This window comes from Falsibacillus albus (genome assembly GCF_003668575.1).
Classification (GTDB): Bacteria; Bacillota; Bacilli; order Bacillales; family DSM-25281; genus Falsibacillus; species Falsibacillus albus.
In genome coordinates, this window is record NZ_RCVZ01000005.1 from 207,328 (window position 1) to 223,534 (window position 16,207).

Sequence of the window (16,207 nt, forward strand, 5' to 3'; positions counted from 1 at the left end):
TTATTCGACTGTACGGGGGGAGTTTGCCTGATACGCCTTAAGCGCAGCTTCATTGATTGCATCCGAATCTTCCTGTTCTTTCTTGAACCATTGAAAGAATACTTGAAACAGCATGACACCATAGACAATTTCTTGTATAACTTTCATGACTACACCTCCGAGCTGCTGATCCTCTACCACGGGCATGTTGGTGAAAAGCTCCGGACCACTCAAGCTCAAGTTCGCCAATGTTCCATTCGGTACACATAATGACATGGCCTTCAGCCAAACAGAAGCATCTGCATAAGAGGCATATAGAGGATGATCTGCAAAGATTATGAGTGCACATGCCGGGGTCAAAAGTATACCATCTGCGAAAACGTATCCAATTTTTTTCACACCGCTAAGCTGATACTGGCCAGGCAGCTTATTGACCAATGGCCACCACATGAAGATGGCAAAGACAAATAACACGATCGTATACGTGATGTGCAGTGTTTCATGTGTCTTAATGGCATCAAAAATACTAGGGACATGATAGAAGGAGAATACCCCGTTGAATAAGATTAATGCAATAAGCGGTAATGTAAAAAAGTGAAAAATCGGTTTAACGACAGGCAAGTTGATAAAAGCCGACCAAAGGTAAGTAGGAATGCTTGCAATTAAAATTGGCGGTACAATCAAATAAAGAATGGCCATCTGGATCATATGGATCGAAAAAAGGATATGACCGATTATATCTACAGGGGAGCCTTTCACTATGTACACAATAATCATGGTACTAATGAATAAGGATGCTTGTTTCGTCGTAAGAGGCTCACTGTCCTTGAATTTGTGTCTCCACTTTGTGGTTAACAGAAAATAAATGGCAGTCAAGGAAGCTACAGAAAATAAAAAATACGGACTCCACAACGCTTGAAACCCAAAAATACCTAAAGGCACTGATGTTCACCTCTTTCCTAAATATGTACACATACATTATACGTTTACTGATGCAATACTTCAATAACACCTGGCAACAACTTCTTGACAGTTTGTAGAACAAAGGTTTGTCATTGATGCATCATTGTGAATCCAAATACGAAAATGGCTGATCCTTTGCAAAGGACCAGCCATTTTATGAACTACCACCAAATAATTGTGGAGAATGTCAATATCGTCAAAAATGCAACGAGACAGCCTGAGAACAAAAACATTTGCGGTGTTTCATGCCCTTTATGACTCATGTGCATGAAATAATACAGCTGTAGTATTACTTGAACGACTGCAAGCAGTAAAATAAATGGAACGATGAACCATTTGGACATATCTGCATAGACAGCCACGAATGCAACTAGCGTCAAGAAAATCATCAAGGCAAAAGATACGACATGGTGCTTCATTTCTTGTGCATTTTTTTTGCGACGATACTCATAATCCACACTTGGGTTGCCTGAAGTTGATTGTTGATTCGCCATCAGTTTATCCCACCATTCCCATTAAGTATACTACCGTGAAAATGAATACCCATACAACGTCGATGAAATGCCAATATAGACTAGCTACGTAGAACTTCGGAGCGTTGTATAAGTTCAAGCCGCGTCGAGCATTGCGGACCATCAATGTCGTGATCCAGAGGAGACCGAAGGCGACGTGTCCTCCGTGGAATCCTACTAGTGTATAAAATGCCGATCCAAATGCACTGCTTGTAAAAGTATGATGAAATTCATGGACGTACTTACTGAATTCCATCACTTCTAGTATTAGGAATCCCAGTCCCATTAATACCGTAATCAAAAGCCAGGCCTGCATCTTCTTAAAATTGTAATTCTTCATATGATAAATTGCATATACACTTGTCAACGAACTGAATAAAAGCAGCATCGTTGCCAAAAATACGGTTGGTAGCTCAAACAAATCCTTCGCATGCGCCATTGATTGATTCGGCACATGGTCCTTGAGCGCCAAATAAGTCGCAAACAGGGAAGCAAATAGAACCGTCTCTCCCCCAAGGAATAGCCAAAATCCTAAGAACTTATTCTTGCCTTCGAGGGTTGATTTTTCAGGCGCTGCAGGCCAAGTTTTAGGTGTGAATTTTTCTTCAACATGCATTATGCCTTGACCCCCTTGTTCTTATCATCAATTAAATCTTCCTTGTGGATGTGGTATCCATGGTCATCAATGACAGATCTTAGGAACATTGAACCCAGGGTCACTAGGAAACCGATGACCAATACTGGGATTGCCCAAGGTTTATGATCTACGTGATACATTGCACCAAATGCAGCAATGAATAGTCCCATGGATGTAAAGAATGGAAGTATCGAATTGTTCGGCATATGAATATCTCCGACTGGCTCAGCTGGAGTCATTTCCTTCTTGCCTTCCATCTTCTCTAGCCACCAAGCATCCAGACCACGTACAAGCGGTGTTTGCTTGAAGTTATAAAATACCGGAGGAGAAGAAATCGACCATTCAAGTGTGCGTCCATCTCCCCATGGATCGTTGCCCACTTTGACACCTTTTGCTTGTGTCACGATGACATTGATCACCATTATGACAACGGACACTCCCATGAAAGCAGCTCCGAAGGAACTTACCAAGTTTCCAGTTTCAAACCCTTGTCCCGGCAAATATGTCCATACACGTCGAGGCATACCCATCAGACCTAGGAAATGCTGAATAAAGAATGTCAAATGGAAACCAATGAAGAACAGCCAGAATGAAATTTTGCCCATCACTTCGTTCAACATTGTTCCAAAAATCTTCGGCCACCAGAAATGAAGACCAGCCAATAACGCAAATACTACACCACCAACAATAACATAGTGGAAATGAGCTACGACAAAATAACTGTCGTGGTACTGATAGTCAGCAGCCGCTACTGCCAGCATGACCCCTGTTACCCCACCTGCAACGAATGATGGAATGAATGCAACCGCATATAGCATCGGTGTTGTAAACTTAATGCTTCCACCCCACATGGTGAAGATCCAGTTAAAAATCTTGATCCCGGTAGGAACGGCAATTGCCATTGTCGCCACTGCAAAGATCGCGTTCGCAATTGGCCCCAATCCTGTTGTGAACATATGGTGGGCCCAAACCATGAATCCTAGGAACCCGATTAAAACGGTTGCAAAAACCATGGAAGAATATCCGAATAAACGCTTTCTCGAGAACACTGGAAGGATCTCAGAGAAAATACCGAATGCCGGAAGTATAAGTATGTATACCTCTGGGTGTCCAAAAATCCAGAAGAAATGCTCCCAGATGATTGTATTACCTCCGCCTGCTACATCAAAGAAGTTGGAACCGAACATACGGTCAAAAATCATTAAAAATAATCCGACAGTCAATGGAGGGAATGCAAATAATATCAATGCAGATGTAACAAATGCTGTCCATGTGAATAATGGCATACGCATATATGTCATCCCAGGTGCACGCATATTGATGATTGTGACAAGGAAGTTAATACCACCAATAAGTGTACCAGCCCCTGCAATCTGCAACCCTAAAGCATAAAAGTCAATCCCATGTCCTGGAGAATGAAGTGATAAAGATGCATATGAAGTCCAGCCTGCATCAGGTGCTCCACCTAGGAACCATGAAAGGTTTAAGAATACGCCTCCAAAAAAGAACAACCAAAAACCTAAAGCGTTAACATAAGGAAACGCAACGTCGCGAGCTCCAATTTGCAATGGAACTACCGCATTTAAAAAACAAAAAATCAATGGCATCGCTGCCAAGAAAATCATTGTCGTACCATGCATAGTCAGAACTTCGTTATAAAGACCCGCACTGACAAAATCATTGTTTGGTACTGCAAGTTGAATACGAATCACTAAAGCCTCAATACCACCAACTAAGAAAAAGAAACCGCCTGCCATTAAATATAGGATGGCAATTTTCTTATGGTCTACCGTTGTCAAGTAGTCCCAAATGGTGCCGAGGAAGCCTTTCTTTTGTGCGTAGGAACTCACAATTAAACCTCCCTTTTGTGTCTATCCCATTAATCTTGAACCTTTAAACCCATTAAGTATTCTGCTAAAGCGTCAATCTGGTCATCGGACAAATCACCATAGGCTCCAGTCATTTTATTACCTGGTTTATATGCCTCTGGATCCTTGATCCATTTTTTTACGTTTTCTTTTGTGTGATCCAATATACCAGCTACACGTGCACGTTCACCGAATGTGGCGAGGTTTGGAGCCAATCGAGCAGACTCTGGACGCTTGTCATTAGGTGTGACAGCATGACAGCTGATACAATTCTTTTTGAAAATTTGCTGACCTTCCTGTGCGAGTGCGGAATCAGGCTTTGTTTCTTTAGCGTTTTGCATATCCGCTACCCAAGTCTTGAATTCATCCTTTGTCATCGCTTTCACTTTAAAGTCCATTAAACCATGTGATGGACCACAAAGTTCGGCACATTTTCCATAGAATAAATTCCCAGCCTTTTCTGCTTTGTCATTATCGATTTCAAGCCAAAATTTATTGACTCCGTCTACATTGGCGTCAATTTTTCCGCCAACCGATGGGATCCAGAATGAATGCTTGACATCAGAAGCCTTTACTTGGAAATAAACCTTCTGATCAGTCGGCAATACTAAATCCTGTGATGTGATAATCCCTAAATCCGGATATTCGAACTCCCACCAATAAAGGTTCGCTCGAACATTCACCACAAGCGCTTTATGTTTGCCATCTTTGTCTTTCTTCTCCATAGCGGATGTGTCGGCAAAGTGGAAAGTCGCTGCAACCGTCGGGATGGCTAAAATCAAAAGCAAAAGAATCGGAACAGTAGTCCAGAGTATTTCCAGTTTGTGATTCCCTTCTATTTGCTTAGGAATTTTAGTATCTCCTTTTTTGCGGCGGAAACGGGTAAGCGCAATGATATAAATTAGAAATACTACTACTATGACTATTACCATGATACTTGTGCTCAAAATCATTAGGTCTTTTTGAGACTGAGCAACTTCTCCAGCTGGATCCAACGTAGATAAATACGGTTCACCACAGCCGGACAAAATCAGCGCCAGCATTCCAATAGCTGAAATGAGGCGCCACTTTTGCAGCCAATGTTTCATAGCTTAATCAAACCCCTCTTTCGTAAATATACTTTTGTGTAATAAGGACTGGATTTCTCTATATGGATTTCTTGGAAGAAAGAATTCCCTTTGTTAAATGACGGTTACAATAACCATCGCTACAAACAAGATTGTCAAATAGTTCAATGAATATACGAACATCAATTTTGCCCATTTCAGGTCGTCTTTCATTTTGTAGCCTGCTATTCCTAGTATTAACCAGCCGACATTAAATAATGTTGACAGTATGACAAAAGGAAGTCCAAGTGGTGTTAGGAAGAATGGAATCGGGAGCAATAGTGCTACCCAAGCCACGATATGGTGTTTTGTTCTTTGGAATCCTTTTACAACCGGAAGCATCGGAATGCCTGCTGCGCGATATTCCTCGCATCTTTTCATTGCCAGCGCATAAAAGTGCGGAGGCTGCCAGATGAACATCATCAGAAACAGCATCCATGGAACGAGTCCAAGCTGAGGATCAACTGCCGCCCATCCAATTAGCGGAGGGACTGCACCGGAAATGCTCCCGACGATCGTATTGCTGACATATAAACGTTTTGACCACATTGTATATAGGACGACATAGCTGAAGATCCCGATCAAACCAATTATTCCTGCCGTTATCGTCGTCAAGAATAATAGCATCGTACCAAGTGCCGTCAAGGTGAAACCTATCGTAAGGACCTTCCATCCGCTGATTTTGCCCGTAACGGTCGGCCGTCCTTTCGTTCTCTCCATGATAGGATCTATGTCGCGGTCAATATAATTATTTAAGCTGCATGAACCAGCTATAATAAACGCAGTTCCCAAAAGGGTGTATAACATGGTGTCCAGTGATGATAGGAAGTGTTGACCCGTGAAATAAAAGGCGAGCCACATTCCGGTAAACGTAGTGATTAAATTAGAATTGACAATCCCAATTTTTATTAAAGCCAGAAAATCCTTTAAAGCGGATGTTTCTGGGATTTCTGTTTCTTCAATTGAAGAAATGACTTTTGTATTAGCCATTTTCTTCTCCTCCTCTCTGTCTGACAAGCAAGACTATATAAGAATACTATAAAGGATTCTTACCATCATTGCTATATTTCCATGAAAATTCCACAATGTGTTCAATTTTTTCTTTTTTGAAAAGCAAGAGGATTGAAATAATTGTTAAAAATGTAGCAATAAATGCTATCAATGTAATATTAAAACATATAATTTTTTTCTTTTGTGAATATTTTTTGAATTAATTATGTCTATATTGTGACAACGCTTCATTTTTTTCGCTTTTTTAAGATAATAAATCATACATGCACCTATTGTGAGATCCGTCAATAAAACGCTTTCATTTTTTTGCTTCATATATATTTCTAGCAAATTCCAATGGATCTTTCAACGTTTATTCATTAATATCAATGTTTGCTCAACGTTCATAAATCATTCATTGTATTTTCCTACTAATTTATGTAGTATCGTAAAGGTATTAAAGTTATGTGTTGCGGGTAATTGAAAAATAACTCTTTTTTAAGAAGGTGGATATATATGCGTCGACGTGGTTTAAAATGGTTTGCAGTAATGACAACGCTAGGAATGCTTTTTGTCCTGCTTGGCGGCGCACTAGTCACAAAGACCGGTTCTGGGATGGGCTGCGGACACTCTTGGCCACTCTGTGAGGGGAGGATTATACCACAACATATCACGATAGCTATGGTTATTGAATTGGCTCATCGGCTAGTGTCCGGGAGCGTTGGGATTCTTCTTCTCATTCTTTGTGTATGGGCATGGAAAACGATCGGATATAAACGGGAAACAAAATTTTTAGCGATTTTATCTTTGTTTTTCCTTGTACTCCAAGCTCTGATCGGTGCTGCTGCAGTCGTTTGGGGGCAATCTGATTTTGTCCTTGCCATCCATTTTGGCATTTCGCTTGTTTCATTTGCTTCAGTATTATTATTGACATTGTTGATATTTGAAGTCGATCAGAAGTTTGATGCACAAAATATTGTTCTGGATAAACGGATGAAGTTCCATATATACGGGATTACCATTTATAGTTATATTGTCATCTATTCCGGGGCTTTAGTCAGACATACAAAGTCCAGCCTCGTTTGTCCGGATTGGCCATTCTGTGTGAATTCTTCCCCTGCAATGCCGGAAAATTTATATGAGTGGGTACAAATGGGACATAGGATGGCAGCAGGACTGATCTTTATATGGATCGCCTATGCCGCTTATACTGCAATTAAACACTATAGAAACCAAAAGGTCATCTTTTGGGGATGGATCATCGCATTCATACTTGTATGCCTTCAGGCAATCGCAGGCGTGCTTGTCGTGCTGTCCCGTTTGAATCTTTATATTACATTATCACATTCATTGTTCATTTCCTGCCTCTTTGGACTATTAAGCTATCTGGTTCTTTTAGCAAGCCGTACAAAAGTGAACTCAGGTGCTGAAGAGCCGGAAAAGTCCAGTGACTCTAAAAACGCAAACCAATCTGCAGCAACGATTCATTAATTACGAATCAAAAGGGATCGAGAGGTAATCCTCTCGATCCCTTTTGTCATTTTATGGTCATCCGATTCTTTCCACTCACTTTATGCTCATTTTTTTCTCAGCGTTTCCTCATGAAAAATGCAGATATGTAAACGTCGACTTGTAATGCAGTTTGATTGCAGCCGAGGGGAGCGGTTGGGTTCCCCATCAGTGAAGATCAACCTTTATAAACGGTGACCAGCAAAAAGACTGTAGACAAACTACCTTCTCATAATTTGTCTACAGTCTGGAACGAACCACTACCGGCTCTTTTTTATATTTTCTTCAATTCAACCAGCAGGTCCCCTGGCTGGATGGCATCTCCATTTTCAACATGAATTTCTTCGACAATTCCCGTGTAAGGGGCTTGAACGGTCGTTTCCATCTTCATGGCTTCCGTGATCATGAGGTGGTCCCCTTTATTCACTTTCTCCCCTTTTTCTGAAATGACCTTGATGACCGTCCCCGGCATCGTGGCACCAATGTGAAGTTCATTTTTCGGATCAGCCTTCATCTTGGAAGCTATCGTTGTTTTGATGCTTTCATCTCTAATAACTACTTCACGTGGTTGTCCATTTAGTTCGAAATAAACAATCCTTGTCCCGTCAGCTTGCGGCTGTCCGATGGAAACAAGTTTGACAATCAATGTCTTTCCTTTCTCGATCTCTACCTCTATTTCTTCCCCTAAGCGCATTCCATACAAGAATGTCGGGGTATCGAGCATTGAAATATCGCCGAATTGATCCATTGTCTTGACATAGTCCATGAATACTTTTGGATATAAAGAATATGCCAAAGCATCGAAGCTTGTTACAGGGCGGCCGATTTCATGATAAAGTTTCTCCTTTAACGCATTAAAATCAACATCATCCAAGAGCTCGCCAGGTCTTACTGTAATTGGCTTCCTGCCTTTGAGAATGACTTTTTGCAGCTTTTCTGGAAATCCTCCATACGGCTGGCCTAAATAGCCTTCGAACAATTCAATGACTGAATCAGGAAAATCGATTTTCTCTCCTCGTTCCAGTACATCCTCTTCGCTTAAATTATTTTGGACCATGAACAACGCCATATCGCCGACGACCTTGGAGGATGGAGTTACTTTTACAACGTCGCCAAACATAAGATTTACACGGCGATACATTGCCTTGACTTCATCCCAACGATCCCCCAGCCCAACTGCCTTCGCCTGCTGTTGAAGGTTGCTGTATTGCCCGCCAGGCATTTCATGCTGATACACCTCAGTATGGGGGGCCATCATACCGCTTTCGAAATCTCGGTAATATTTGCGGACATCTTCCCAATAATGCGAAAGCGTTTCTAAGGATTGAACATTCGTCTTTGGTTTCCTGCTTGTCCCTTCCAATGCATAATACAATGTACTTGAACTTGGTTGTGAGGTTAAACCTGACATCGTGCTCATTGCTACATCGACTATATCCACTCCAGCTTCAATTGCCTTTGCATACGTATATATACCATTGCCGCTTGTATCATGAGTATGGAGATGGATCGGCAAGTCTGTTGAATCTTTTAATTCTGAAATCAGCCTATAAGCCGATTGCGGTTTTAAGAGGCCCGCCATATCTTTTATCGCGAGGATATGCGCTCCCTGATTCTCAAGCTCCTTCGCCAGATTTTTGTAATAATGGATATCATACTTGTTTTTTGTGGGATCATTGATATCACCAGTATAACAGATGGATGCTTCAGCTATTTTCCCGGTCTGCCTCACTGCATCTATAGCTACCCCCATACCCTTTACCCAGTTCAGGCTATCGAATATCCTGAATACATCTATTCCTGCATAGGCCGACTTCTCTACGAATTCCCTTATGACATTATCCGGGTAGTTTTTATAGCCGACTGCATTTGACGCTCTCAAGAGCATTTGAAAAAGTGTATTTGGAATGTTTTTTCTTAGTGTCAATAAGCGTTCCCAAGGATCTTCTTTGAGGAAGCGGTACGATACATCGAATGTTGCCCCGCCCCACATTTCCAGTGAGAATAAATCTGGAAGCAGCTTAGCAGTCGGTTCGGCAATCTTCTTCAGATCATTCGTCCTGATCCGTGTCGCCAATAAGGATTGGTGGGCATCCCTGAATGTTGTATCTGTCAATAGTACTTCTTTTTGGTCCTTGACCCATTGTACGAGGCCATCGGCTCCTCTTTCGTCCAATATTTGTTTCGTTCCTGGTCTGGCTTTAATATCGGATGGCACACTTGGTATTCTTGGGGCATCGAATACCGGCTTCTTCTTTTTTTCTACACCTGGAAAGCCATTGACTGTGATGTTGCCGATATAATTCAGCATCTTCGTGCCCCGGTCTTTCCTTTTAGGGAAAATGAACAGTTCAGGTGTTGTATCAATGAATGAAGTATTATAGCTGCCTGTTAAAAAGCTTTCGTGCTTAACCACATTCTCCAAAAATGGAATGTTTGTTTTGATTCCCCGTATTCTGAACTCTTGTAAATTTCTGACCATTTTAGATGCAGCTTGGTCAAAAGTCAAAGCCCAAGTAGAAAGCTTAACCAGCAGGGAATCATAATATGGAGTGATGACGGCGCCTTGGAATCCGTTTCCGGCATCGAGCCTGACACCGAAGCCCCCACCTGAACGATAGGCCATGATTTTTCCTGTATCCGGCATGAACTGATTCAATGGGTCTTCCGTTGTGACCCGCGATTGGATGGCATAGCCATTTATTCGAATGTCTTCTTGATTAGGAATGCCGATTTTTTTGCTGTGAAGGCTAAACCCTTGAGCCACCATAATTTGGGTCTGAACAATATCAATTCCTGTAATCATTTCAGTGATGGTGTGCTCCACTTGAACACGCGGATTGACTTCAATAAAATAAAACTCTTCGCCTGAGAGGAGAAATTCGACTGTACCGGCGTTGACATACTCGATATTGGACATCAGCTGAACAGCTGCGTCACAGATTTTATTTCGGAGTTCATGAGACATTGATACGCACGGGGCAACTTCAACTACTTTTTGATGGCGTCTTTGAACGGAGCAATCGCGTTCAAACAAATGAACGATGTTCCCATCGTTATCTCCAATGATCTGCACTTCGATGTGTTTTGGATTTTGAACGAATTTTTCAACGTATACCTGGTCATTACCAAAAGCTGCCTTCGCTTCAGATTTTGCACGTTCAAAGGCATCCTTTACTTCCTCGAGCCTATGAACGATGCGCATCCCTCTGCCTCCGCCGCCAAGCGAGGCTTTGATGATAATTGGAAACCCATTTGTCTTGCCGAATTGAATGATTTCCTCAAGATCATCTACCGGGCCGTCGCTTCCCGGGATGACCGGAAGACCTGCCAAGATTGCCTGATGCCTGGCTTTCACTTTATCCCCGAACATTTCCAGATGTTTTGCTTTGGGACCGATGAAAGTAATCCCTTCTTCTTCACACCTTTTAGCGAACTGAAGGTTTTCGGATAAAAATCCATATCCAGGATGGATGGCATCCACCTCTGCCCGTTTTGCGATTTCCAGAATATTTTCAATATCCAAGTAGGCATCAATCGGTTTCTTTCCTTCTCCTACAAGATATGCTTCATCCGCTTTATAACGATGATAAGCGCCTGAGTCTTCTTTTGAATAGATTGCAACGGTTCGAATATTCAGCTCTGTACAAGCCCTGAATACACGAATAGCAATTTCGCCTCGATTGGCAACGAGAATTTTGTTGATTTTTTTCATTGACTGCTTTCCTCCCCTGGACATAACTTGATGAAAAATATATTGCTTGTTTAATATTTTACACGATATACATTATTTTGCGAATTTTCAAGCGATGAGGTCGATTCTTTTGGATTTTTATATTTGTTTTCATATTTCACAAACATTGATACATTTACGAGAACACCCATTGCTAAGGATAAAAGCAATATGGAAGACCCCCCATAACTGATAAATGGAAGCGGGACACCGGTCAATGGAATGAAACCAGAAACTCCACCCAGATTGATGATCGATTGGATGGCAATCATACTCGAGACACCTATCGCTAATAAACTCCCGAAAGGATCCCTGCATTTCATTCCTATCAATATCCCTTTCAGCACGATGAAGGATAGCCCGATGATGACAAATGATACGCCGAAAACACCCAGCTCCTCAGCAACGATCGCCATGATGAAATCCGTATGAGGTTCGGGTAGATAGCCTAATTTCTGTACACTTTTCCCCAGCCCTTGTCCTGTAATTCCGCCTGAACCGATGGCAATATATGAGTTTACCATTTGATAACCCTGCCCCTGCTCATCAGCAAATGGATCTAAGAACACTTCGATTCGGCTCATCCTTTCATTGGAGAAAATCTTATCCTTGAGCAACAAGGCGAAAGGGGATAAAATCAACGCAACTATCAAACCTAAAACAACAAGCCTGATGATATTTTTAAAATTCATCCCTGAACAAATAATGATGGTCAGCCCGATCAAAAAGATGATAGCCGCTGTCCCAAAGTCAGGTTGGATGGCTACCAGGAAGCAGACAAAAATTAAAAATACGATGGGTGGAATGACACCTTTATTAAATTTTTCGTTAATATATGCCTGTTTTTTTGCATAGACGGCTGAAAGATAAATGATGACGCTTAGCTTTACGAATTCGGCCGGTTGAATCATCCTCGTCCCTAATTTGATCCAGCTTTGCGCATTATTCGAAATATGGCCGAAAACAAACAATGAAAATAAGCCCAAAATAGACAAAAGAACCATCATGCCCAGAAATTTGTTGCTCTTATATGCCTTATATGGAAAGAAAGCCGCGGCAATGAAGCAGATGAAGGATAAGACTAGGTTTATTTTTTGTTTATTATAATAATAGTCATTTTCCAAGCCAAGCTGCTGTACAGCCCAGACCATTGATGCACTATAAATCATGACCAATCCAAATAAGCACAGTATTATGTACACAACCACTAAAGAATAGTCATAAGATTTCATGATTTTTTTAAACATTCATATCGTTCCAATCCTTTTTTATTAATATTAACATTCTAGATAAAAGTCTAATATCCCTCTAACCACTTGTTATGTATCCGATTTTTTCTAGATTGAATGACTTTTGGCTCATGGAGTGTTGGCTACAAAAAAACTCAAACATTCCTCAGACTGTTTGAGCTTTTAGGTTTGTATTCATTTTTTGATCGATGCTTCATGAAGCGCGGACAGTTCTCTTTCTAATGAGTCCAATAATTCTTTCCCTTCATGATCTTCAATTAAGCCTAAACGAACGGCAAAATCTATTTCACGGGATAAGCCAAACATCTGCGTGTCCAATACCTCTTCATATAGAGGACATTGCGGCATTGTCAGGTTATCCATTTGCACTTTAATTAAACGCAGGATTTTCTCTGCGTCTGCCTTAAGAAGTTCATGGGCTTTTTCTGAATGATTTATGTTTAGTTCAGAAGCCAACTTTAAATCCCCCCGTTTCCGAGCGATTAGCCAATTCTATTTAAAAATTTTACCGTTAATAGCGCTAAATTGCAAGAAAAAATAAGGGATTATGACGCTTATTGCAAATTAAAAAATGCTCCAATCATATTTCTCGCTCATCATTTCTAAAAGCTTCAAACCACTTACACTATTTCCCTTTTCATCAAGCGAGGGACCATAGATGCCAATTCCACACTTTTGTGGGACCGCCCCCATGATGCCTCCTGAAACACCGCTCTTTGCCGGGATTCCGACCTTCATGGCAAATTCTCCTGAAGCATTGTACATCCCGCATGTGACCATGAACGTTTTACACATTCTTGCAATGTCCTTGGATACTATTTGCCTTCCCATCGTAAAATCATAGCCATCCATGGCAAAGACAGCCCCTATCCTCGCTAAGTGCGAGCAGTTCATTTCAATGGCGCATTGTTTCGTATAGACGTCCAATAAATATTCAACATCTCCCTCTATGATGCTGTGCTGCTTCATGAAATAGCACAAAGCGCGATTTAAATGGGCCGTTTCGTATTCAGAATCAGAAACTTCCCGGTTAAAGGAGATATAAGGATCATTCGCCAATTCCCGGACAAAATGGATGAGCCTGTCCCATCTTTCCTTATGATCTTTCCCTTTGATCATGTTCGTTACTGCCAATGCGCCCGCATTGATCATTGGATTAAGCGGCTTGGATGGACGAGTGCTTTCCAACTTGACGATCGAATTGAACGGATCACCAGTCGGCTCCATCCCCACCCTTGAGAACACAGCTTCCACCCCAGATTCACTCAGGACCAAGGCTAGCGTGATGACCTTTGAAATACTCTGCAAAGTGAACTTTTTTAAATAATCCCCAGCGAAATAAAAAGGGCCGTCGGGATAATATATTGAAACGGAAAGGTCATTTTGTTCTGCATTTTTGAGCGCGGGGATATAATCGACTATTTTTCCACTTTTAGAAGTAGGGCGTGCTATTTCAACCAGCCTTTTCAATTCTTCATTGCTTAGACATTTCATTCTTTCAGCCCCTTTTCAAGTTAGTTTGGGTAGGCGAGCGCTTTTCATTCTCGCTTTTTACATATATACTAATAAAAGAAAAGGGGGAGAAGCATATGGAAATGATCATCCCATTCAAAGGAAAGGTAAAATTCCCTATAACAATCGATCCGAGTGTATGGATTTTCGATGATCGTCGAATCGACTTGACTACATACTTTGAAACTGAAGAACCAGAAATCAATGCTGAAGAGGAGTACGTAAAGGCAACCTCCAAACATTGGGAGAGGGAAATAAGAGAAGGGGCAGTATTTCCTCCTACGCTTAAGTCTGAACGTAAATTCGAAAAGGAAAAGGTGTTGACTGGAACATTTGGAATCCCGCTCGAACCCTTCCTGAAAAATGCCGAGCCTTTAAGCGGTGCGTCAAAATTAATCATTGAAACAAAAGAGGAAGCGATTGAATTTCCACTTGAGAAGACAAAAGATATGATTTTGGCTTTTTCAAAAGAAGGAAAGCCATTGAAAGAGGACGGACCGGTCCATATTCTTTTCAAAGATGGGAGCAATAGGACCGCACCGATTAAATTTGTACAAGCTTTTAAGGTCGATTAAAAAGACCGGGAGTCCCTCTATCGGGATTTCCGGTCTTTTCTTTTAATCAGCCTCTATAACAAGTCCGCTGCCAATTGGGCCAATCCTGATCTCTCACCTTTAACCAGTTTGATATGTCCTGATATGGTCTGATCTTTGAATCTTTCCACTACATATGTCAATCCATTGTTGTATTCATCCAAATACGGGTGATCAATTTGATTCGGGTCTCCCATCAGAACAATCTTACTCCTGTCCCCTACCCTTGTAAGGATGGTTTTGACCTCATGCTTTGTCAGGTTTTGCGCCTCATCAATGATGATGAATTGATCCGGGATGCTTCTTCCACGGATGTAAGTCAGTGCTTCAACTTCAATTGATCCCATGCCTGCGAGGATGGCATCCAGCTCTCCTGGTTTCTTTGTATTAAATAGATATTCCAGATTATCATAGATCGGCTGCATCCATGGCCGTAATTTTTCCTCTTTTTCGCCTGGCAGGTACCCGATATCCTTTCCGACTGGAACGATCGGACGTGCAACAAGAAGCTTTTTGTAGGTATACAAATCCTCAATTTGCAGGAGCCCTGCTGCCAATGTCAGCAGCGTCTTCCCTGTACCTGCTTTCCCAATCATCGTAACCAGGGGAATATCGTCCCTAAGCAGCAATTCCATCGCCATCGATTGTTGAACATTCCTTGGTTTGATCCCCCAGATATGCTCACTCGGATGGGTCAATTTTTTCACCTTTTTCCCGGTGCTGTCGACAATGCCGATGGCTGAAGCCGAGCTTCCCAGTGCATCCTTCATGATTAAAAATTGCTGCGGATAAAAGGGATGATTCGTTATTTCCGATAATTGCAATTCCCCTTTTTCATAAAAGAGGTTCAATAGACCTTTATCGATATATACTTCAAGATACCCTGTATAAATATGATCGATTTCAACAACTCGATCATTGAGAAAGTCTTCGGCAGTCAGACCGATGGCATCTGCCTTCACCCTTACAAGCACATCCTTGCTGACCAGTACAACCGTTTTACCATCTTCCTTTGTTTCTTCCTCTAGCGATATATTTTTGGCTACGGCAAGAATTCGATTATCATTCGACTTTTCCACAAAAACTTCTTGTAATTGTTGGAAAGAACGATGGTTCAGTTCAATCCTTAGTGTACCCCCGTTTTCTAAAGGGACCTTTTCATGGAGCTTTCCTGCTTGACGCAAGTTGTCAATCAATTTGGATACTTGTCTTGCATTCCTTCCCACTTCATCCATATAGCGTTTCTTTGAATCGACTTCTTCCAGCACCACTGCTGGAATCACTACATCATTGTCTTCAAATGAAAAGATGGCGTGTGGATCCTGCAACAAGACATTGGTATCTAACACATAAATATTATTCAAATCGATGCCTCCTGCTCCTGATATTCTTTATCTTATTGTATGTTGCTCTAGTTCAACGGGTTCTCTGACATTCACCTTTCCCTTTTTCGGGACAAAGTGTGAGTATTGCTAAAATATATGTCCCAATGCATAAAGATAGAAGAATTTTGCACACTAAAAGACAGATACGTTCCAATCTAAAGGAGTGGAGG

At 41.5% G+C, this 16,207-nt stretch carries 13 protein-coding genes; 2 read left to right on the forward strand and 11 right to left on the reverse strand.

Features of this window, described 5'->3' with window-relative positions; genetic code table 11:
* The 6 genes from ctaG to cyoE form a co-directional block, all read right to left on the reverse strand.
* Positions 1-921 carry a cytochrome c oxidase assembly factor CtaG gene (ctaG, locus tag D9X91_RS09625; protein ID WP_121680393.1) on the reverse strand — a complete coding sequence of 307 codons (921 nt, stop codon included), beginning with the start codon at positions 919-921 and terminating at the stop codon, positions 1-3.
* Positions 922-1,103: 182 nt separating this feature from the next.
* Entirely contained in the window at positions 1,104-1,436 is a 333-nt protein-coding gene (gene ctaF / locus D9X91_RS09630) for a cytochrome c oxidase subunit IVB (protein WP_121680394.1), read from the reverse strand.
* Positions 1,437-1,440: 4 nt separating this feature from the next.
* A complete protein-coding gene (locus D9X91_RS09635) occupies positions 1,441-2,070 on the reverse strand; it encodes a cytochrome (ubi)quinol oxidase subunit III (RefSeq protein WP_121680395.1) in 630 nt (209 codons plus the stop codon).
* A complete protein-coding gene (ctaD, locus tag D9X91_RS09640; protein ID WP_121680396.1) occupies positions 2,070-3,941 on the reverse strand; it encodes a cytochrome c oxidase subunit I in 1,872 nt (623 codons plus the stop codon). The genes D9X91_RS09635 and ctaD overlap by 1 nt, the downstream gene beginning before the upstream one ends.
* Positions 3,942-3,970: 29 nt before the next feature.
* Positions 3,971-5,047, reverse strand: a complete 1,077-nt coding sequence (gene coxB / locus D9X91_RS09645; RefSeq protein ID WP_121680397.1) for a cytochrome c oxidase subunit II — start codon at positions 5,045-5,047, stop codon at positions 3,971-3,973.
* Between the two features lie 93 nt (positions 5,048-5,140).
* The gene (cyoE, locus tag D9X91_RS09650) at positions 5,141-6,055 is read right to left on the reverse strand and encodes a heme o synthase (protein WP_121680398.1); all 915 of its coding nucleotides are present in this window, start codon (positions 6,053-6,055) and stop codon (positions 5,141-5,143) included.
* Positions 6,056-6,571: 516 nt separating this feature from the next.
* On the opposite strand from cyoE, the gene D9X91_RS09655 reads away from it, so the two are divergent.
* Entirely contained in the window at positions 6,572-7,546 is a 975-nt protein-coding gene (locus D9X91_RS09655; RefSeq protein ID WP_148709062.1) for a COX15/CtaA family protein, read from the forward strand.
* A gap of 292 nt (positions 7,547-7,838) precedes the next feature.
* On the opposite strand, the gene pyc is transcribed toward D9X91_RS09655, so the two are convergent.
* From pyc to glsA, 4 genes are all read right to left on the reverse strand, one after another.
* Positions 7,839-11,279 carry a pyruvate carboxylase gene (pyc, locus tag D9X91_RS09660; RefSeq protein WP_121680399.1) on the reverse strand — a complete coding sequence of 1,147 codons (3,441 nt, stop codon included), beginning with the start codon at positions 11,277-11,279 and terminating at the stop codon, positions 7,839-7,841.
* 50 nt (positions 11,280-11,329) lie between these two features.
* Positions 11,330-12,544, reverse strand: coding sequence for an FtsW/RodA/SpoVE family cell cycle protein (locus D9X91_RS09665; RefSeq protein WP_121680400.1), 1,215 nt, complete (start codon positions 12,542-12,544; stop codon positions 11,330-11,332).
* 177 nt (positions 12,545-12,721) lie between these two features.
* On the reverse strand, positions 12,722-13,003 hold the full coding sequence (locus D9X91_RS09670) for a YlaN family protein (protein ID WP_121680401.1): 282 nt from the start codon (positions 13,001-13,003) through the stop codon (positions 12,722-12,724).
* Positions 13,004-13,111: 108 nt separating this feature from the next.
* Entirely contained in the window at positions 13,112-14,041 is a 930-nt protein-coding gene (gene glsA / locus D9X91_RS09675) for a glutaminase A (RefSeq protein WP_121680402.1), read from the reverse strand.
* A 95-nt stretch (positions 14,042-14,136) separates the two neighbouring features.
* Here glsA and D9X91_RS09680 point away from each other — a divergent pair, with 95 nt between their 5' ends.
* Complete coding sequence (locus D9X91_RS09680; RefSeq protein ID WP_121680403.1) at positions 14,137-14,634, forward strand: peptidyl-prolyl cis-trans isomerase; 498 nt, start codon at positions 14,137-14,139, stop codon at positions 14,632-14,634.
* 53 nt (positions 14,635-14,687) lie between these two features.
* On the opposite strand, the gene D9X91_RS09685 is transcribed toward D9X91_RS09680, so the two are convergent.
* Positions 14,688-16,016, reverse strand: coding sequence for a PhoH family protein (locus D9X91_RS09685; protein WP_121680404.1), 1,329 nt, complete (start codon positions 16,014-16,016; stop codon positions 14,688-14,690).
* Between the last annotated feature and the right edge of the window lie 191 nt (positions 16,017-16,207).

Coding starts and splice junctions, on each gene's coding strand:
- ctaF (WP_121680394.1), bottom strand. CDS start 1,436: ATGGCGAATCAACAATCAACTTCAGGCAACCCAAGTGTGGATTATGAG.
- glsA (WP_121680402.1), bottom strand. CDS start 14,041: ATGAAATGTCTAAGCAATGAAGAATTGAAAAGGCTGGTTGAAATAGCA.
- D9X91_RS09655 (WP_148709062.1), top strand. CDS start 6,572: ATGCGTCGACGTGGTTTAAAATGGTTTGCAGTAATGACAACGCTAGGA.
- D9X91_RS09680 (WP_121680403.1), top strand. CDS start 14,137: ATGGAAATGATCATCCCATTCAAAGGAAAGGTAAAATTCCCTATAACA.
- D9X91_RS09635 (WP_121680395.1), bottom strand. CDS start 2,070: ATGCATGTTGAAGAAAAATTCACACCTAAAACTTGGCCTGCAGCGCCT.
- D9X91_RS09665 (WP_121680400.1), bottom strand. CDS start 12,544: ATGTTTAAAAAAATCATGAAATCTTATGACTATTCTTTAGTGGTTGTG.
- cyoE (WP_121680398.1), bottom strand. CDS start 6,055: ATGGCTAATACAAAAGTCATTTCTTCAATTGAAGAAACAGAAATCCCA.
- pyc (WP_121680399.1), bottom strand. CDS start 11,279: ATGAAAAAAATCAACAAAATTCTCGTTGCCAATCGAGGCGAAATTGCT.
- coxB (WP_121680397.1), bottom strand. CDS start 5,047: ATGAAACATTGGCTGCAAAAGTGGCGCCTCATTTCAGCTATTGGAATG.